Raw genomic sequence first — 18,095 nt, 5'->3', positions numbered from 1 at the left:
TCGCGAGGGAGTCCAGATCAGGCGTCACAACCGATCTTTGGACTCCCTCGCTTCATGTCATGCGCGCCAGCGAGCCCTTGGCATCAATCATCTAGCCCGCGGTGAGGTGCTGGATGATCCGGCCCGGGTCGGTCGTCCCGCTGGCCTCGCGGACGGCCGCGTCGTGGGCGGCCGCCAGGGCGTCCAGCCGGACCAGCCGGGAGCGGCCGGAACGGGAGAGGTGGGCCGTGATCCGGCGACGGTCCTGGTCCGACTGTCGGCGGTAGACCCAGCCGGCGTCGGCCAGGGCGTCCACCACGCGGCTCAGACTCGCCTGCGGGATCAGCAGCACCTGGGCCAGCTCGCCCATCGCCCGGCCCTCGCCGTCCGCCAGCGCGCGCATCACCCGCCACTGGTCGAGGGTGCAGCCCTCCTCGTCCAGCACCGCCGACAGGCCCCGGGCCAGCCGGCGCTGGGCGACGGTCAGCAGCTCGATCAGCAGCGGCTCCGGCACCCCCGGCGAGGACGGCTCGGCCGCGGCCTCCCGGGCCGGTGCGCCGTGTGTCATCGCCCCACCACCTCCCGCTCGTTTCCCCAGGCCGTCGCGACGACCATACTCTGCCCGGTGGACACCGACGTGAAGATGGTCGACCCGCTCGACGCGCTGCACTCCGGACGGGAGGAGCCGGCGCTCCGGGTGGGCCTGGTCGTGCCGCAGTCCGGCCCGCTCGGCCTGACCGGCCCGTCGGCCCTGGACGGGGCCCTGCTCGCCGCGCACGAGGTGAACTCCGGCGGCGGGGTGCGCGGCCTGCCCCTGGAGCTGGTGCCGGTGGACGGCGGGGCGCCGCCGCCCGCGGTGGCGGGCGAGGTCTCCCGGCTGCTGGCGGCCGGCGCGGTGGACGCGCTGGCCGGCTGCCACTCCAGTGACGTCCACCGGGCCGTCGAGGCGGTGACGGCGGGCCGGGCGGCGTACGTCTACACACCCCCGCACGAGGGTGGCCCCCGCCGGCCCGGCGTGGTGTGCACCGGGCTCCCGCCGATGCGCCAACTCGGCCGGGCCATGGTGACGGTGACGGATCATCACCGGCTGCGCCGGTGGGCACTGATCGGCAACGACTACATCTGGCCCCGGTCCGTCCACCGGGCCGCCGGGGCGCTGCTGGCCCGGACCCCGGCCCGGGTCGTCCTGGAGCGCCGGATCCCGCTCGGCGGCGTGGCCGGCGCCCTCGAACCGCTGCTGGCCGAGCTGCGGTCCTCGCGGGCGGACGGCCTCCTGCTGAGCCTGATCGGACGCGATCTGGTCCACTTCAACCGCGCGCTGCGGCGCTCCGGCCTCGACCGCCGGCTGGTCCGGCTCTCCGGCGCGCTGGAGGAGAACAGCCTGCTGGCCTACGGGGGCGACGACACCGGAACGCTCTACGCCGCGATGCCCTCCTTCGCCTCGCTCGGCGAGGACCGCCGGCAGCGGCTCACCGAGCGGCACCGCGCCGTCCTCGGGCCGCACGCGCCGGTCCTGGACGCCTATGCCGCCGGACTCTACGACGGCATCCACCTGCTCGCCGCGCTCTCCTGGCGCCGGCCGCCCTCCCCGCACGGCCTGGCCCGGGCGGCCGGCCGGCTGCTGCGCGCCGACGACGTGACGGCCCGGCGGGCCTGGGCCCGCGCGCCCCTGGGCCCGCCGCGCGAGCACGCCCATCTGGCCCGGGTGGAGGGGCTCGACTTCACCGTGATCCCCTTGTGGCAAAACCCTTCCATTTGGAAATAGTTGCCTCTACTGTCTCCCCCACACCCCCGTGGGACCGTCCCCACCCCCACCGGGTCGTCACGGAGAGAGAGCGCCATGGCCGACACACCCACGCCCCCGGACACCACACCCCCGGACACCGGGACCCACGGATACCGACAGGAGCTGCGCCGCTCCCTGAGCTTTCGCGACCTGCTGGTCTACGGGCTGGTCTTCATGGTCCCGATCGCACCGTTCGGGATCTTCGGCGGCGTCTTCCAGGGCTCCGGCGGCATGGTCGCCCTCGCCTACCTGCTCGGCATGGTCGCGATGATGTTCACCGCCCTGTCGTACGCCCAGATGTCCCAGGCCTTCCCGATGGCCGGCTCCGTCTACACCTACGCCGGCCGCGGCATCGCCGCCCCCGTCGGCTTCCTGGCCGGCTGGATGATCCTGCTCGACTACGTCCTGGTCCCCGGCCTGCTCTACCTGATCGCCGGCGTCGCGATGAACTCCCTCGTCCCGGCCGTCCCCGTCTGGCTCTGGCTGGTGGGGTTCGTGCTGCTCAACACCGCCGTCAACTACCTGGGCATCGAGACCACCGCCCGGGTCAACAAGGCCATGCTGATCGGCGAACTGGTCGTCGTCGCCCTCTTCCTCGGCATCGGGGTGGTGGCCCTCGCCCAGGGCAAGGGGCGCGGCTTCGACCTCACACCGCTCTACAACGCGCACACCTTCTCCTGGAGCCTGATCTTCGGCGCCGTCTCGGTCGCGGTGCTCAGCTTCCTCGGCTTCGACGGGATCTCCACGCTGTCGGAGGAGAACCGGGACTCCACCCGGGCGATCGGCCGCTCCATGATCGCCGCACTGCTGCTGGCCGGTTCGCTGTTCATCGCGCAGACCTGGGTGGCCTCGCTGCTGGTGACCGACCCGGAGGGCCTGATCAGCCGGGGCGACCCCGACGGGACGGCCTTCTACGACGCCGCCCGCACCGCCGCCGGCGGCTGGCTCGCCACCCTCACCGCGGCCGCCACCGCCGTCGCCTGGGGCTTCGCCAACTCCCTGGTCGCCCAGGCCGCCACCTCCCGGCTGCTCTACGCCATGGCGCGCGACCGGCAGTTGCCCGCCTTCCTCGCGCGGATCCACCCCAAGCACCGGGTACCGGTCAACGCCACCCTGCTGACCGCCGGGATCTCCCTGGTCCTCGGCCTGTACACGGCCTCGCGCGAGGACGGCATCACCCTGCTCGGCACCCTCGTCAACTTCGGCGCGCTGACCACCTTCCTCGTCCTGCACGTCTCCGTCGTCGTGCACTACCTCGTCCGGCGCCGCAGCCGCGACTACTGGCGCCACCTGGTCGCTCCCGTCCTCGGGTTCGCGATCCTGGCCTACGTGGTCGTCAACGCCGACATCGCCGCCCAACGGCTCGGCTTCCTCTGGCTCGCGGTCGGGATCGCCGTACTCGTCGGCCTGACCGCGACCGGCCGCCGTCCCCGCCTCGCCGTCACCTCCGGTGAGACCGTCACCTCCGGTGGACCCGCCGCCACCGGTGAACCCGTGACCTCCGGTGACCCCGTGGCCGCGGGCGAGGCCGTCACCGCCGCCGCCGAGACGCCCACGCCCGCGGCCCCGGCCGTGTCCACCCGCGCCGCGGACGCCGACACCGGTACACCTGGCGGCACCGGCAGCGGCCTTCGCGCCCGACCCGATCAGGAGCAGCTGTGAACCAGCCCGACGTCATCTCGCTGACACCCACCCCGGACGACTACGCCTACACCTTCGGCGGCCGCCCGCCCCTCGTCACCGTCCGGCCCGGCAGCATCATCGAACTCACCACCGAGGACTGTTTCGGCGGGGCCGTCCGGGGCGTCGCCGACCTGCCCAGCGAGGTCTGCGTCTTCCCCTACCTCAACCCCGTCACCGGCCCCGTGGCGATCGCCGGCGCCGAGCCCGGGGACACCCTCGCCGTGCACTTCGTCGAGATCACCCCGGCCCGCGACTGGGGCATCTCCAGCACCTTCCCGCACTTCGGCGCCCTCACCGCCACCCACACCACCGCCATGCTGCACGCCCCGCTGGAGGAACGGGTCTGGCGCTACGACATCGACGTGGCGGCCGGGACCTGCCGGTTCCGCGCCCGCGAAGGCGACTTCAGCGTGGAGCTCCCGCTCGACCCGATGCACGGCACGGTCGGGGTCGCGCCCGCCGCCGGCGAGACGCTGATGTCCATCACCCCCGGCGCCCACGGCGGCAACCTGGACACCCCCGAGATGCGGGCCGGCACCACCGCCTACTTCGGCGTCAGCGCCCCCGGCGCCCTGCTCGGCATCGGCGACGGCCACGCCCGCCAGGGCGAGGGCGAGGTCTGCGGCACGGCGGTGGAGACGGCCATGCGCACGACCGTCGTGGTCGACCTGATCAAGGGCGGCGCCCCCGCATGGCCCCGGCTGGAGAGCGACCGCTTCCTCATCAGCACCGGCTCCGCCCGGCCGCTGGAGGACGCCTTCCGGATCAGCCAGCACGACCTCGTGACCTGGACCGGGGACCTGCTCGGCCTGGACCGGCTCGACGCCTACCAGCTCGTCAGCCAGGCCGGCCTCGCCCCGGCCGCCAATGTCTGCGACACCAACTACACGATGGTCGCCAAGCTGCCGAAGGAGCTGCTGGGCCGGGTCCGCGCCTACGACGGCCTGCACGACCGGCTGCGCGCGACGGCCGCGGCGTACCTGCGCCACCGGTGAGCCCGGCGGACCTCCGCCCGGGGCCCGGCCGGTCAGCCGGACAGCACCACCGTGGTCGCGGCGGTGCCGTCCGGCGCGGCGGGCCGCGCGGCGCCGCCCAGCCGCCGGTGCTCCTGCGGGGTGAGCCCGCGGACCCGTTTGAACGCGGTACTGAGGGCGAAGGCGTTGCCGTAGCCGACCCGGCGGGCCACCGAGGCGACGGTGTGCTCGGGATCCCGGAACAGGTCGGCGGCCAACGCCAGCCGCCAGGTGGTGAGGTAGGCCATCGGCGGCTCACCGACCAGCTCGGTGAAGCGGCGGGCCAGGCCCGCGCGGGAGACGCCTACCTCGGCCGCCAGCGCGGCCACCGTCCAGGCGCGGGCCGGGTCGTCGTGCAACAGGCGCAGCGCCGGGCCGACCACCCGGTCGTGCTGGGCCCGGTACCAGGCGGGGGCGCTGCTGTCCGGGGCCGCCAGCCAGCCGCGCAGCACCCCGACCACCAGCAGGTCCAACAGGCGGTCCAGCACCAGCTCCTGACCGGGCTCGTCGCGGGACATCTCGGCGGCCAGCAGCCGGACCAGGGTGTCCTCGGTGGCGGTGGTGCCCTGCCCGGCGGGCCGGACCAGCAGGGCTGGCAGATGGGCCAACAGCCGTCGGCCGATCTCGTGTTCCGCCTGGTAGGTGCCCGACAGCAGCACGGCGGAGTTCTCGTCGCCGGGCCGGACCTCGCCCCAGGTGCGGAGCCCGAGGGACATCGAGGCGGCGACGTCGACGCCGTCGCGCGAACAGGCCTGGCCCGGGCCGATCACCACCTGGACCGGGGTGCCGGGGGCGTCGGACACCGTGTAGGGCTCCGGGCCGCGCAGGACGGCGACATCGCCGGGGCTCAGCCGGACCGGTCCGCCGCCGTCGGGCAGGATCCAGGCGTCGCCCCGGATCGGGGTGACCACCGCCAGCGGAGCACCGTCCTCGATCCGCAGCGACCACGGCGGGCTGAGGATCGAGCGCAGCAGGAACGCGCCGCGCGCCTTCGGCCCGTCCAGCAGCCCCGTGAGAGTGTCCATGGGGGAAGAGTAGACGCGTGGACATGGATTGACACCGCGTCATTTGAGAGAGTCGTGAGCAGGCGAGGCCAGACCCGCCGGCGGTCGGCCGGCGCGGCAACGCCGTGGGACGGAGAGAGGGATGAGCCCGATGGAACTGGCACGCGTGAGCGCGCTCGTGGCCGCCACGATCACCACCGGACTGAGCGCGGGCCTGTTCTACGCCTACGCCTGCTCGGTGATGCCGGGGCTGCGCGGGACGGAGGACCGGACGTTCATCGAGGTGATGCAGCGCATCAACGTGGCCATTCTCAACGGCTGGTTCCTGGTCGGCTTCGTCGGCGCCCTGCTCTGCACGGCGGTGGCGGTGGCCCTGCACCTGCCGTCGGACGGCCACCCGGTCCTGCCGACCGCGGCCGCGGCGCTGGCCTGCTACACGGCGGCGCTGGTGGTCACCCGGAAGATCAACATTCCGCTGAACGACGCCCTGGCCGCCGCCGGGGAGCCGGGGCGGGTCCCGGATCCGGTCGCGGTGCGCGGGCGGTTCGAGGCCCGCTGGGTGCGCTGGAACGTCGCGCGGGCACTGCTCTGCACGGCGGCGCTCGGCTGCCTCTGCTGGGCGCTGGTGCTGCACGGCAACGCGACCGGCTGAGCGGGGAGCCGCGACGCGCGGCGGCTCCCCGCCCCCGTCCCGCCCTATCGGCCTTCTTCGCCCGGTCGGCGTCTTCGCCTTGTCCCCCTCGTCCGCCCTGCCCCCTCATCCGCCTCGTCCGTCTTGCTCGCCTCGTCCGCCTCGTCCGTCGATGCCCCCGGCCGCGTTCAGCGCGCGGCCGGGGGCATCGGCGGTTTGTTGCGCAGCGGCGCGATCTCGCGGTCCAGCGTGGCGACATCCAGCGCGATGCGCCGGGCGATGTCACGCGGGCCGGCCTCGGCGGGCAGCCGGCGGCTCCAGGAGCGGGCCCGGGCCGGGCCGTCGTGCGCCATGTGGAAGTTCAGCCGCAGTCCACCGCCCAGATCGACCAGGTTGATCAGGAAGTGGGTGTCGGACAGATCGATGGTGACCTCGTTGCCGATGCAGGAACAGCCGACGAGGTCGCCGATTTCCTCCTCCGCGAGGTACTTGGCGAGCTGGATGGCCTTCCCCTCGACACGGAACGGTCGCAGTACGGGACTCACGGTGGCTGTCGCCTCTTCCCCGGTGCTCGCTGAACGCCTGCCGTTTCCGACATGATTCTAGAACCGCCGGTTGCGGCCAAGTCACCGGCATCACAGCGGACTTGGCCGACAGCACGAGGGGCGCAGAGGGCGCACGGCGAGCGGGGCCGCCCGCAAGGGCCGGCCCCGCTCGGTCACTCCCCCGGGTACGGGGTCAGCTGTCCCTCCTACGGCGCACCGCGAAACGGAGCGCGACACCGAGCACCGTCGGAACGCCCCGGCTCCTCAGGGCTTCCGGAGACCGGCGGCACCCGTCAGCGGGGTGGCCCGGCCGTGCAGGAGCAGGGCGCGGACCAGCGCGACCAGACCCGCCGTGCAGAGCAGGGTGCGCACCACGTTGCCGACCACCCAGGTGCTCTCGAACGCGGCGCGTACCGCGGCGAAGTCCTGGATCCGCGAGGGGTCTCCGGCCCGCGCGAGCTCGCTGTTGAGCGGAAGGTTGACGACCGCCGTGACGATCAGCGCACCGAGGTAGAGCGCGGTCGCGGCGGCGGCCCAGAGTGCGACGGTGCGCCGTCCGGCCCGGTACTGGAGGAAGGCCGCGAGGCCGGTGGCCAGGAGGGCACCGACGAAGGCGAGGCCGAAGACACCGTTCTCGATCGCCTTGTTGATGTGCTGCATCGCGGTGACGTAGGTGCGGTCGTCGCCGTCCGCCAGACCCGGCATGACGGACACGTCGAAGGCGAAGAAGAGCCCGGCCATCAGACCCGTCGCGACGGTGCCGACGGCCAGCAGCGGACCGGCGGCACGGCTCCCGCGGGCCCCCGCCGCGGCGGGGGCGGCGGGGGCGGGGACGGCGAGGGTGGTCGGGTCGTGGCGCATCGGAGCTCCTTCGGTGGCGCGGGGCGGACGTGCGGTGGGTAGGGCGGCGGTGCGTGCGGGCCGACGGCCCGGACCGGAGTCAGGCCTTCCAGACGCCCGAGGCGGCCGCTTCGCGGGCGTAGGCCGCGAAGTCCCTCGGGGCGCGGCCCAGCGCCCGCCGGACCCCGTCCGCCGGTCGGGCGTTGCGGCCGTCGAGGATCATGGTGAACAGGTCGGCGAACCCGCCCGGCAGACCCGCCGCGGCCAGCACCTCGCGGTACTGCTCGACCGTGACCTCGGCGAAGCGGATCTCGCGCCCGGTCGCCGCGGACAGCTCCGCCGCGACGTCGGCGAAGGAGAGCGGCCGAGGCCCCGTCACCTTGCCCGTCCCCCCGGTCACCAGGACGAGCGAGCCGGCCCCGGCGGGGGTCCGGCCCTGCGCGGTCTGCTGGGTGATCCCGTTGTCCTGCGCGTCATCTGCCATGGCACCCAGTCAAGTCCGCCCCGCCCCGGGGAGCCATGGTCGTCGAGCTCAGCTCCATGTCCGAGCGTCCAACGCGGGGGCGGCGCGGAGGCACTGCGGGCACCGCCTGGCCGCGTACGACGGCCGCCCCGCGGGAGTCGTGCGGGCGGCGCGGTGGGGAGCCAGGCTCGGCGCGCGTAGCGCAGATGGGGCGGGCGCGAGTCCACTTCGCCTCAACATCACTGATTTCAGTGAATGTTGATGAGGCATCAGTTTGAGTGCCAACGGCTCCGATCATGATGCCGAGCGGTATCCGTTTACAGAGAAGGTAGTTTCGAATGACCAGTGACCAGACTCCGTCGATCACCGAAGCGACACTCACCGACATCGCCACCAACGGCATCTGGGGCCCGGGCCACAGCGTCAGCCAGGCCGTCGTCGACGTGTCCCGGGCGTTGCTCGCCTCCCTGCAGGGCGAGGAGGGCGTCGAACTCCCGCCGGAGCTCGCGGAGCTGGTGGCCGAGGTACAGCGGATCGCCACGATCGGGCTCCCCCGCATCGTCACGCACGACGGCGTCCGGCTGTCGGCCTTCTCGCTGAGGCTGAAGGGCGACGCCCCGCGCCCGGTGGTGATCGTGCCCGCCGGCTGGAACCCGTTCGGCTGGCTGCCCTTCCTCTACGCGTACCTCAAGCTGGCGCAGCGCGGCTACCACGTGCTCGCCTACTCCCCGCGCGGCATCGGCATCAAGGGCTGGGTGTCGACCTCCGAGGGCTTCGTCGACGTGGCCGGGCCCAACGACTGGGCCGACGGCTCGACCGTGATCGACTACGCGCAGCAGTCGCTCGAACCCAGCCGGATCGGCTTCCTCGGCGAGTCCTACGGCTCCGGGATCAGCCAGCTGGTCGCCGCGCACGACCCGGCCGCCCGGGTCGACACCGTGGTGGCGCTGAGCACCTGGGGGAACCTCGCCACCAGCCTGTACAACAACGGCACCCGGCACCTGGAGGCCGTACAGGCGCTGATCGACTTCACCGGCGGCCCGCTGGAGGAGAAGTTCGACGAGGGCGCCCAGCAGCTCCTCAAGGACTTCCTGAGCGGCCAGAACCTCGACGAGGTGGTCGCGTGGGGCACCGAACGCTCCCCGGAGTCCTACGTCGACCAGACGAACGCGCGGGGCGTCCCGACCTTCGTCTCCAACACCTGGCACGAGACGCTGTTCCCGGTCAACCCGGTGCTCGACGTCTTCGAGCGGCTCACCGTGCCCAAGCACCTGAACCTGTGGATCGGCGACCACGGCGCCCCCGAGGGCCCCGGCCTGGCCGGGCTGGTGCCCGGGCTGCCGTTCCCCGGGCTGGCGGTGCCCTCGCGGGAGGCCTACGAGTGGCTGGACCACCACCTGCTCGGCATCGACAACGACGTGCCGAACTGGCCGGTGGTGAACAGCCAGAGCATGTTCACCTACCAGACGGTCGCCATCCCGGGCGGCACCAAGCTGATCACCGTACCGGCCCGCCGCGAGGCGTACGCGTCCTGGCACGAGGCCACCACCGGCAGCGAGTCCTGGTACCTCACCGGGGCCGGCGACACCGGTGACGGCACGCTGACCGACAAGCCGACCGCCGGGTGGTCGCGGGACTTCGCCGCCGGCGCCCTGACGTCCTCCGTCGCGGGGGAGTTGCTCAAGACCGGGCAGCGGGAGTGGTTCGGCAACCCCGAGACGTACAAGCTCGCGGACTTCGAGCGCGACCAGCTGCTGGTCTGGTCGACCGACCCGCTGACCGGCTCCGGTGAGGTGGCCCGCCGGATCCGGGGCGCCGCCACCGTGCGGCTCACCGTGCGCAGCAGCGTCGACGCCGCCACCGTGATCGCCTACCTGTACGACGTCGCCCCGGACGGCACCGCCCGGATCATCACCCACGAGCCCTACACGGCGACCGACCTGGCCCCGAAGGTGAACACCACGCTCGTCTGGTTGCTCCAGGCCGTCTCCTACGACCTGCCGGTCGGGCACCGCCTCGCCCTGGTGATCAACAGCCGTGACCCGCTGTACTCCTACGCGGGCTCGGACCTCCCCGCCCTCACCACCACCACGGTCAGCTCCGTGAGCGGGAACGAGGCTCGACTGGAGCTGCCGCTGGGCTGACACCCCCGATGCTCCACCACCCGTACAGCAGCCCGCCGATCGGTGCGCGGCGGGCTGCTGTACGGCCGAATTCGCCGGGGCAGAAGCGGCCGGGCGGGTGGTCAGGCCGGTTCTGCCTTCAGGGCCGCTCCCGGCGGCCTCCCCGCACAGTCGGGGGTCGGCCGAGATGCGGTTCCAGGTGGGCCGGCTCCCCTCGGTGCGCCGGACGACGGTCAGCAGCCGCCCGTCCAGGTGGGCGTCCAGGGTCTGCTCGCGCCGCGCGTGGCGGCTGCGCCGGACCGCCTGCTCGGGCAGGCGGTGGGCGAGAACTCCCAGGCGGACCTCGTGGGTTGCGGGGCCCAACTGGTCCGCCGCCACCCAGCGCCCGCGTACCGCGACGCCGCCGACCTGGCCTTCGACCTCACCGTTCGTCTCGAAGCGGCGCGTCAGCGCGGCATCGGTCTGTGCCTCGGCCCCTGCCCGGAAGAGGGCGTGCTACAGTCGGCGGCGATTGAACGGAACGCGAAAAATCGCTCTCGGATGGTGTTTCGGAGCGGCGCCGGTACGGCGTTCATTCCTCTTGGGGAATCCAGTGCTTCCTTCGTGACCACAACGAAGGCAGAGGACTGTGCCCAACCATCGTGTCATCATCGTCGGCGCCGGACTCGGCGGCCTGACGCTCGCCCAGGGTCTGCGCACCCGCGGCTTCGACGTCACCGTCCACGAGCGGGACCCGCACCCGGACGCCCGACCCCAGGGGTACCGCATCCAGCTCGACCGGCCCGGCCTGACCGGCTTGCGGCGCTGCCTGCCGGAGAGCCTCTTCCGGCTGTGCCTGGCCACCGCCGGCTCACCACCGGCCCGGGTCTCGGTCCGTGGCCGCCACCTCCAGCCGCTGACGGACCGGGCCGCCGAGGAGACGCCGGGGCCCGACACCACGGATCAGGACCTCCAGCGTCCGCACGCGTTCGACCGTCCCACCCTGCGCCGGATCCTGCTGTCCGGCCTCGACGACCGCGTGCACTACGGGGCCGAGCTGATCGGCTTCGAGCAGGCGGCCGACTCCACGGTGACCGCGCGGTTCACGGACGGCCGCACCGCGACCGGGGACCTGCTGGTCGGCGCGGACGGGGTCGGGTCGGCGGTCCGCGCGCTCCTGTTGCCGAACGCCCGAGTCGAGGACGCCGGGCTGCGCCTGATCTACGGCCGGATCCGTCTGGACCGGACCACCCCGGCCGAGATCCCGCCCTGGGTCTTCGACAGCATCTTCACCGTGGTGACCGGCGGTCCCGGCCACCCCCATGTGGGGCTGGGCCCGGTGCGGTTCGGCTGCCCACCCGATACGGCCGGCGCAGCGACCGACCCCCCGGTCGCCCTGCCCGCCACCGGCGACTACCTCGCCTGCATGGTCGGTGCCCCGGCCGACCACCCGGCTCTACGGCCCTTCGCCGAACTGCGCCGGCTCGACCGCGGCGCCCTGCGCGACCTGGCCCTCACCGTACTGGGCGACGACTGGCACCCGGACGTCCACCGCTTGCTGAGCCGGTGGGAGACCGACTCACTGTTCCCGCTGCGCGTCTCCACCGCCGCTCCGGTCGAGCCGTGGGAAGCGGGCCGGGTGACCCTGATCGGCGACGCGATCCACGCGATGAGCCCTGTGCTCGCCATGGGGGCCAACACCGCGATCCGGGACGCCGGTGAACTGGTGGCGGCCCTGTCAGCCGCCGCCGACGAGGGAGCCCCGCTGGTGGAGGCGGTCCGCGACTACCAGAACCGCATGGTCGACTACGCCTTCGCCGTCGTCGCGTCCTCCCGGCGGACCGGCAGGGAACGAGTCGGACAGAAGTAGCCCGCCGCCCCACGGGCTCGGGCCACCGTTCGACGGCGGCGAGCAGAGGCGGCGTGCCGCCTGCCCGCTACCTCTTCTCCGGCTGCTCCTCCCCCGACACCGGGGACTCCCGGTGCCCCGGCCGCTGTCGCCACACCAGCGGCAGGGCCAGCGCCGCCACCACCGCGAGCAGGCCGGCCAGGCCGATCGCGCGGCCGGTGCCGACTTCCTGCACCTCGCGGAAGGCGGCGTTGATCGCGTCCGCCGTCGACTGGTCGACCGAGGCGAGGATCTGGTCGGCGAGCTTGGAGTCCGTGACCGCGTTGCCCAGTTGCTGGGCGTCGGCCTCCGACAGCCCGGCCGCCCGCGCCCGGCTGATCGCCTGGTTGGTCTCGACGGCCTGCTGGACCGCCACCGTCACGGCGACCCCGAAGGCGCCGCCCAGCATGCTGGTGACCTTGAACATCCCGGAGGCGGTTCCGGCGAGTTCCTCGGGCGGTCCGGCCACCGCGGTGTCGGACAGCGGAACGGACATCAGCCCGAGGCCGGCGCCGAGCACCAGCAGCCCGGCGGCCAGGATCGCGTAGTGGTAGGTGTCGCCGATCACGGCCGCCACCAGGGTGCCGATGCCCAGCAGGAACAGGCCGACGGCCACCGGGAGCCGCGCCCCGCGCCGGGCCGCCACCCGCCCGCCGAACGGGTTGAACAGCAGGATCGTCACCGTGGAGGGCAGCAACAGCAACCCGGCCGCGACCGGGCCGTAGCCGCGCACCTCCTGGAGGTAGAGCGTGAGCAGGAAGCTCACACCGGCGAAGACGATGTTCATCACGGAGTTCGCGGCGAGCGCGCCGTCGAACGGTCGCGAGGCGAACAGCCGCAGGTCGAGCAGCGGGTCCGCGACCCGCCGCTCCACCAGCACGAACAGCACCGCCAGAACGACGGAGCCGACCAGCAGAGCGATGATCACCGGATCGGTGAAGCCGTCCTCCTGACCGGCCGTGCAGCCGTAGAGCAGACAGAACGCGGCGGCGGCGCTGACGACCAGGCCGATCAGGTCGATGTGCCGGGTGGCGTTCGGGTCGGTGGACTCCACGGCCGACCGGCGCACCAGCCACCAGGCGATCACGGCCAGCGGAGCGTTGATCCAGAAGGTCGACCGCCAGCCGGCCAGGCCCGTCAACACCCCGCCGACGGCGGGGCCGGCGGCCTGACCGACCCAGGCCACCGCCATCCAGGCCCCGAACGCACGCGGTTGCTCCGCCGGCGGGAACATGGGCGGGATCAGTGCCAGCGTGGCGGGCAGGATCAGCGCCGCGCCGACGCCCATCGCGGCCCGTCCGGCGATCATTCCGGTCACCCCCGGCGTGAACGCCGCCAGCAGGGAGACCGCGCCCAGGAGCACCAGCCCGAGCTCCAGCATCCGCTTGCGCCCGAACACGTCCCCCAGCTTCCCGGCCGCGAGCACCAGGGCACCGGTGGAGAGGCTGAAGGCGTTGTTGGCCCACTGCAGGGCGGGCAGCGAGACCGACAGTTCGTCCGAGATCGTCGGAACCGCGACCCCGAAGTCCGCGAAGGACAACCAGACCATGCCGGCCGCGACACACATCCCCGTCATCGCGGTCCACCGCCGCGGGGAGTACGCCCCGTCCGGCACCCCGGGCGTTCCGGTCATGGTCCGCTCCCTCCTGCGCCCGGCCCCGTGCCGAACGGACCAACCCACTATCCGGGCCCGCCCGGTACCGGGCCTGCCGCCACACGCCGCGCATCACCCGAACGGCCCTGCGAATCGCGGCCCTGCGAATCGCGGGGCGGCGGGCGGCGGGCGGCGGGCGGCGGGCGGCGGGCGGCGGGCGGCGGGCGGACCGTGACACCGCCGGCGGCCGGCACGGCACCCACCGGGCGGTCAGGTCCGGGACCCTCGCTCGTACTGGTAGGGGGTCATGGTGGTCAGGACGGCGAAGCCCAGCCGTTCCAGGATCGGGCGGCTCTGGTCGGAGGCGTCGACCCGGAGGTACTCGTAGCCGAGTTCGGCGGCGATCCGGGCCCGGTGGGCGACCAGTGCGCGGTAGACGCCGCGGCCGCGCCAGGCGGCCAGCGTCCCGCCGCCCCAGAGCCCCGCGAAGCCCGTGCCGGGGTGCAGCTCCAGCCGGGCCGCGCTCACCGGGATCTCCCGGCCCTCGTGGCGGGCGACGGCGAGGTGGATCCTGAGGGTCTCCGGGCTCTCGGCGAGCTGGGCCAGGATGCGTCGGCCCAGCCGGGTGCCGTCGGTGCCGAAGGCCTCCTCGTGGACGGCGACGACCTGGGCCACGCCCGCCTCGTCGGTGACCTCGCGCAGCTCGATGCCGGCCGGCTCGCCCGTGCCGGCCATCCGGCGGGTGAGGTCGGCGATGTCGGCGACCATCAGGGTCTCCGGCTCCTCCGGGGTGAAGCCGGCGGCGGACAGGCGGTCGGCGAGGTCGGCCGGGCGGTCGTGGCCGTACAGGGTCCACTCGAAGTCCTGGCCGAGGCCGGCGTAGTGGCGGACCTGCTCGGCGATCGCCTCGTCGGCACCGGCGGCGTCGAGGTCCGACCAGAGGATGCCGTTCCAGACGCTGTCGGGGCCGCTCTGACGCACCACGACCGGGGTGTGCTCGACGCGGGCGGCGGGGGTGTCGGGCACGGCGCGGCGGCGCATCCGGGAGTCCAGCAGGGCCAGCAACTTCTCATGATCCACATTCATGCGGGTACTCCACCATCCCGGGGCCGGCCGGGCAATCGGAATTCCGCGGGGCCGGCCGCTCCCCGGCCGACCCCCACGCCCCGGTCGGCCGCGACGCGACCCCGCCCCCGGCCGACCCCGCCCCCGTTCGGTCGACCGCGGTCAGCGCGGGCGAACCGCCGTCACCGCGGTCGCGTCGCGGTCGGGACAGGAGGAGACGGCGCCGGCCAACCCGGCCGCGCCGACGACGGCGAGGGCCTCGGGCACCTGGCGTTCACTGGTCTCGAAGAACAACGCCCCGCCCGGGGCCAGCCACTGGGGTGCCTCCCCCGCCACCCGGCGCAGCACGTCCAGTCCGTCGGCGCCGCCGTCCAGCGCCGGGCGCGCCTCGTGTATCCGGGCCTCGGCCGGCAGCAGGGCGATGTCGGCGGTCGGTACGTAGGGCACGTTCGCCAGCAGGACGTCGACCCGGCCGCGCAGTGCGGCGGGCAGCGGGTCGAACAGATCGCCCTCGAACACCTGACCACCCACGGCGGTCAGGTTGCGGCGGGCGCACCGGACGGCGGCCGGGTCGATGTCCGCCGCGTACACCTCGACCGGGTGGCCCGCCCCCGCCGCGAGGGCGGCGGCCAGGGCGCCGCTGCCGCAGCAGAGGTCGACCACCAGCGCGTGCGCGGGCGTCCGCCCGAGCGCCGTCTCGACCAGGAACTCACTGCGGCGCCGGGGCACGAACACACCCGCGTCCACGGAGATCCGCAGGCCCCCGAACTCCGCCCGGCCGACCACGTGTTCCAACGGGTGGCCCTGCGCACGGGACCGCACCATCTCGGCGAGTTCGGCGGGAGTGGCGGCGGCGTCGAGCAGGATGCGCGCCTCGTCCTCGGCGAACACACAACCGGCTGCCCGGAGCCGGGAGGTCACCGAAGAACGCAACAGCGCTGAAGAGACAACAGACAAGAGAACCCCATCAAGAAAGCAGGCGAAAGATCGATCCGCCAGGGCTCCCCGAGAGGGACCGTCGCCGTACCGGCAGAGCGCCGCTACGCGCTCGGCGCCGGGCCTTCACAGCCGTTCCCGGGGAGCACCCGCTCCGTCGTACCGGTAATGGGTCTCACCTCCCGAGGTTTGTGGTCCTATTCGGCGCCGCCACCCTACCGCACCCTCCGAGCACGGAGAGCACCGGCGGCGGGCCTTCTCCCGGCCGGATTCCCAGGGGCGACGGCGAGGTCCGAGCGCCCCGGCACGCCGCCGTTCGACGCGGCGCTCCGCGACCTCGGCGGTGGCCGCGCCTCCCCTGGAGCGACGGCCCGACCCGACGGTGCCCCCCGACCGGCCGACCTCCGGGCGACCGACCTCCGGGCGACCACCGCTCAGCCGAGGTGGTCGGCGACCAGCGCGGCGAACTCCTCCGGGCCGAGGATCCGGATGCCGAGCTCCTCGGCCTTGGCCCGCTTGGAGCCGGCCTTCTCCCCGGCGACCAGCAGGGTGGTCCGCTTGGAGACGGAGGAGGAGGCCTTGCCGCCGGCCCGCTCGATCAGCTCGTTCACCGCGTTGCGGGAGAGCTCGGCCAGCGGCCCGGTCATCGCTCCGGTGACGACGACGCTCTCACCGACCAGCGGACCGGCCGCCGCGCCGCCCGCCTCCTCCGACTCGGACTCAGCTCCGCCGGTGGACCCGGCGGACCCTGCGGGCGCGGTCGGCACGGTGACGGCGGTGCCGACACCGAGGTCCGCCAGCCGGTCCAACAACGCGGCCACCTCAGCGAGTTCGACGACGATGACGGCGGCCTTCTCGGCGCCGATGCCGTCCACCCCGGCGAGCGTCGCCGCGTCGGCGGCCCGGATCGCGGCCATGCTGCCGAAGTACGCGGCGATCCGGCGCGACATCGTGCGTCCGGTGCCGCGGATGCCGAGCGCGCAGAAGACCCGGTTCAGCGGCTGGGTACGGGCGGTCTCGATGGCGGCGAGCAGGTTGTCGGCGCTGGTGTCGCCCATCCGGTCCAGGGTGAGGAGCTGCTCCTTGGTGAGCGTGAAGAGGTCGGCGAGGTCGGCGACCAGCCCGGCCTCGACGAGCTGGACGGCGCGGGTGCCGCCGAGCCCCTCGACGTCCAGCTGGTCGCGACCGGCGGCGTAGACGATGGAGGCGACGGCCTGGCAGGCGCGGCCGCGCACGCAGCGCCAGCGCTGCTCGGAGGTGTCGATGGCGTCACCGCAGCGCGGGCAGGCCTCGGGGAAGGCGATCGGCTGCTCGGCGCCGGTGCGCTGGTCCACCAGGGGGGCCTCGACGCGCGGAATGACGTCGCCGGGTATCGCTGCAAAGACCGTGTCCCCCGCGAGTGTGTCGCTTTACGCGGAGCTGGAGCTCCGAGCCGCTGACGGGCTGCGGTGAGTCATTGTGTCCCATTCCCCTCATTGGCCTGTGGCCGATATCACACTAGCTGGCGACGGTGTCCGTGGCTCGACAGCCACAGGCCGAAGTCGGCTTACCCGGCTGATGGAGCCGACTATGCGGCAGTAAGCGGATGCCGTGGCTACCAGCTGTCCTCCACCGGCCTGCGGGACCGCCCGAGATTCGGATCTTCGGTGAGGCTACTGATGGGGCCGTCGTTGATCACTTCCTTGAGGTCTTCCACCTTGCAGCTCATAGTTGTTGAGAGGCCGGCGATCTCGATTTCCTGTGTGCCAGCGAGGCAGAGACCGCAGAGGCCGCAGTGCAGCTCTTCTGCGGTGAGCTCCATCTCGTACAGGAGGGCCGTGTTTGGTGCCTTCAGGAACAGCGTGGCCGCCTCGACGGCGCAGGCAGGGCACTTGCTGAGCGTGCGGAAGAGCACGCCGGTCGGGCTTCGGTCGATGACCACGAGTCCCGTCTCACCGATGGTCCGGGCGACGCTTTCGACCGTTCCCTCGGGCAGCTTCCCGAAGCGGGTCTCCATCCGGAACCGGGCCTGGTCCATGCGAAGGCGGACAGCCTTCTGAACACGGTCGAACCGATCGTCGAGGGTCACTTGTATGGCTTCGGACCATGATCCCCAGAACTCGGTGCGGTCCTGGCCGACGTGGTCGAGAAGCTTGCAGATCGTCTCCACGAAAGGGGCGAGGTAGTCGTCAGCGCTGCTCGCGCCGAGGTGCGCGACGCCGTTCCTCAGCTCGATCAGCCCGTCCAGCTCTCCCGACCTAGGCAGGATGCCGATCTTCCTCAGCCTGGCGATGGCTGCTGCGGCTCCGATGGTGTGGAACCTCTGTGGCGGGGTGATCAGGGCTCCGGCAAAGTGCAAGAGCATGTCGTCGTTGCCCTTGACCTCCGCGAGCAGTGTCGGGTGCACCCGCACCAGCGCGGCCTTGGCCAACCGCTCGACGCTGACTCCCGCGTCTAGGAGGAAGACCTCGGTCTGCCCCTCTGCGTGGGCGCCCATGGCCAGGTGAGCGAAGTCCCGGGCACCAGACAACAGACGCTCGAACGTGATCGGCGATCCCATGCCACGACGGTAGCGACCGGCGGCGCC

15 protein-coding genes and 1 pseudogene are annotated in these 18,095 nt (G+C 73.2%); 6 read left to right on the top strand and 10 right to left on the bottom strand.

Annotation, left to right across the window (positions count from 1 at the left end):
* Window positions 1–91: 91 nt before the first annotated feature.
* Window positions 92–547 (bottom strand): MarR family winged helix-turn-helix transcriptional regulator, encoded by a 456-nt coding sequence (locus ACFXHB_RS34860; RefSeq protein ID WP_380579297.1) that lies wholly within the window; start codon window positions 545–547, stop codon window positions 92–94.
* 57 nt (window positions 548–604) lie between these two features.
* Here ACFXHB_RS34860 and ACFXHB_RS34855 point away from each other — a divergent pair, with 57 nt between their 5' ends.
* The 3 genes from ACFXHB_RS34855 (at window position 605) to ACFXHB_RS34845 (ending at window position 4,443) form a co-directional block, all read left to right on the top strand.
* Window positions 605–1,744, top strand: coding sequence for a substrate-binding domain-containing protein (locus ACFXHB_RS34855; RefSeq protein ID WP_380579295.1), 1,140 nt, complete (start codon window positions 605–607; stop codon window positions 1,742–1,744).
* Window positions 1,745–1,819: 75 nt separating this feature from the next.
* A complete protein-coding gene (locus ACFXHB_RS34850) occupies window positions 1,820–3,427 on the top strand; it encodes an APC family permease (RefSeq protein ID WP_380579293.1) in 1,608 nt (535 codons plus the stop codon).
* Window positions 3,424–4,443, top strand: coding sequence for an acetamidase/formamidase family protein (locus ACFXHB_RS34845; protein ID WP_380579291.1), 1,020 nt, complete (start codon window positions 3,424–3,426; stop codon window positions 4,441–4,443). Before ACFXHB_RS34850 ends, ACFXHB_RS34845 begins: the two co-directional genes overlap by 4 nt.
* Before the next feature lie 32 nt (window positions 4,444–4,475).
* Here ACFXHB_RS34845 and ACFXHB_RS34840 read toward each other — a convergent pair whose 3' ends face one another.
* Window positions 4,476–5,486: an AraC family transcriptional regulator gene (locus tag ACFXHB_RS34840; protein ID WP_380579289.1), complete on the bottom strand. Its 1,011-nt coding sequence runs from the start codon at window positions 5,484–5,486 to the stop codon at window positions 4,476–4,478.
* 130 nt (window positions 5,487–5,616) lie between these two features.
* Between ACFXHB_RS34840 and ACFXHB_RS34835 the strand changes: the two genes are divergently transcribed.
* The gene (locus tag ACFXHB_RS34835) at window positions 5,617–6,117 is read left to right on the top strand and encodes a DUF1772 domain-containing protein (protein WP_380579287.1); all 501 of its coding nucleotides are present in this window, start codon (window positions 5,617–5,619) and stop codon (window positions 6,115–6,117) included.
* 167 nt (window positions 6,118–6,284) lie between these two features.
* Here the strand turns inward: ACFXHB_RS34835 and ACFXHB_RS34830 are convergent, their stop codons facing one another.
* The 3 genes from ACFXHB_RS34830 to ACFXHB_RS34820 all read right to left on the bottom strand — a co-directional run bounded on the left by ACFXHB_RS34830 (window position 6,285) and on the right by ACFXHB_RS34820 (window position 7,965).
* Entirely contained in the window at window positions 6,285–6,641 is a 357-nt protein-coding gene (locus tag ACFXHB_RS34830) for a hypothetical protein (protein WP_380579285.1), read from the bottom strand.
* 264 nt (window positions 6,642–6,905) lie between these two features.
* Window positions 6,906–7,502, bottom strand: coding sequence for a DUF1772 domain-containing protein (locus ACFXHB_RS34825; RefSeq protein WP_380579283.1), 597 nt, complete (start codon window positions 7,500–7,502; stop codon window positions 6,906–6,908).
* A 79-nt stretch (window positions 7,503–7,581) separates the two neighbouring features.
* Window positions 7,582–7,965 (bottom strand): hypothetical protein, encoded by a 384-nt coding sequence (locus ACFXHB_RS34820; protein WP_380579281.1) that lies wholly within the window; start codon window positions 7,963–7,965, stop codon window positions 7,582–7,584.
* Between the two features lie 317 nt (window positions 7,966–8,282).
* Here ACFXHB_RS34820 and ACFXHB_RS34815 point away from each other — a divergent pair, with 317 nt between their 5' ends.
* Together ACFXHB_RS34815 and ACFXHB_RS34810 are read left to right on the top strand one after the other, a co-directional pair.
* Window positions 8,283–10,088, top strand: a complete 1,806-nt coding sequence (locus ACFXHB_RS34815; protein WP_380579279.1) for a CocE/NonD family hydrolase — start codon at window positions 8,283–8,285, stop codon at window positions 10,086–10,088.
* 607 nt (window positions 10,089–10,695) lie between these two features.
* Window positions 10,696–11,916, top strand: coding sequence for an FAD-dependent oxidoreductase (locus ACFXHB_RS34810; protein WP_380579277.1), 1,221 nt, complete (start codon window positions 10,696–10,698; stop codon window positions 11,914–11,916).
* Between the two features lie 67 nt (window positions 11,917–11,983).
* Here the strand turns inward: ACFXHB_RS34810 and ACFXHB_RS34805 are convergent, their stop codons facing one another.
* The 5 genes and pseudogenes from ACFXHB_RS34805 to ACFXHB_RS34785 all read right to left on the bottom strand — a co-directional run bounded on the left by ACFXHB_RS34805 (window position 11,984) and on the right by ACFXHB_RS34785 (window position 18,068).
* Window positions 11,984–13,567 (bottom strand): MFS transporter, encoded by a 1,584-nt coding sequence (locus ACFXHB_RS34805; RefSeq protein WP_380579275.1) that lies wholly within the window; start codon window positions 13,565–13,567, stop codon window positions 11,984–11,986.
* A 231-nt stretch (window positions 13,568–13,798) separates the two neighbouring features.
* A complete protein-coding gene (locus ACFXHB_RS34800) occupies window positions 13,799–14,608 on the bottom strand; it encodes a GNAT family N-acetyltransferase (protein WP_380579299.1) in 810 nt (269 codons plus the stop codon).
* 147 nt (window positions 14,609–14,755) lie between these two features.
* A complete protein-coding gene (locus ACFXHB_RS34795) occupies window positions 14,756–15,514 on the bottom strand; it encodes a putative protein N(5)-glutamine methyltransferase (RefSeq protein ID WP_380579273.1) in 759 nt (252 codons plus the stop codon).
* A 449-nt stretch (window positions 15,515–15,963) separates the two neighbouring features.
* Window positions 15,964–16,935, bottom strand: a pseudogene (locus tag ACFXHB_RS34790) (helix-hairpin-helix domain-containing protein); the annotation flags it as partial.
* A gap of 188 nt (window positions 16,936–17,123) precedes the next feature.
* Window positions 17,124–18,068 carry a hypothetical protein gene (locus ACFXHB_RS34785; protein ID WP_380579271.1) on the bottom strand — a complete coding sequence of 315 codons (945 nt, stop codon included), beginning with the start codon at window positions 18,066–18,068 and terminating at the stop codon, window positions 17,124–17,126.
* Window positions 18,069–18,095 lie beyond the last annotated feature (27 nt).

Source organism: Kitasatospora sp. NPDC059327, from assembly GCF_042752535.1.
GTDB lineage: Bacteria > Actinomycetota > Actinomycetes > Streptomycetales > Streptomycetaceae > Kitasatospora.
This window is presented reverse-complemented; position numbering and strand designations above follow the sequence as displayed.

What these genes read in the sequence shown, in the direction of transcription:
- ACFXHB_RS34820 (WP_380579281.1), bottom strand. Translation starts at nt 7,965, where the DNA reads ATGGCAGATGACGCGCAGGACAACGGGATCACCCAGCAGACCGCGCAG.
- ACFXHB_RS34835 (WP_380579287.1), top strand. Translation starts at nt 5,617, where the DNA reads ATGGAACTGGCACGCGTGAGCGCGCTCGTGGCCGCCACGATCACCACC.
- ACFXHB_RS34785 (WP_380579271.1), bottom strand. Translation starts at nt 18,068, where the DNA reads ATGGGATCGCCGATCACGTTCGAGCGTCTGTTGTCTGGTGCCCGGGAC.
- ACFXHB_RS34805 (WP_380579275.1), bottom strand. Translation starts at nt 13,567, where the DNA reads ATGACCGGAACGCCCGGGGTGCCGGACGGGGCGTACTCCCCGCGGCGG.
- ACFXHB_RS34815 (WP_380579279.1), top strand. Translation starts at nt 8,283, where the DNA reads ATGACCAGTGACCAGACTCCGTCGATCACCGAAGCGACACTCACCGAC.
- ACFXHB_RS34825 (WP_380579283.1), bottom strand. Translation starts at nt 7,502, where the DNA reads ATGCGCCACGACCCGACCACCCTCGCCGTCCCCGCCCCCGCCGCCCCC.
- ACFXHB_RS34860 (WP_380579297.1), bottom strand. Translation starts at nt 547, where the DNA reads ATGACACACGGCGCACCGGCCCGGGAGGCCGCGGCCGAGCCGTCCTCG.
- ACFXHB_RS34850 (WP_380579293.1), top strand. Translation starts at nt 1,820, where the DNA reads ATGGCCGACACACCCACGCCCCCGGACACCACACCCCCGGACACCGGG.
- ACFXHB_RS34840 (WP_380579289.1), bottom strand. Translation starts at nt 5,486, where the DNA reads ATGGACACTCTCACGGGGCTGCTGGACGGGCCGAAGGCGCGCGGCGCG.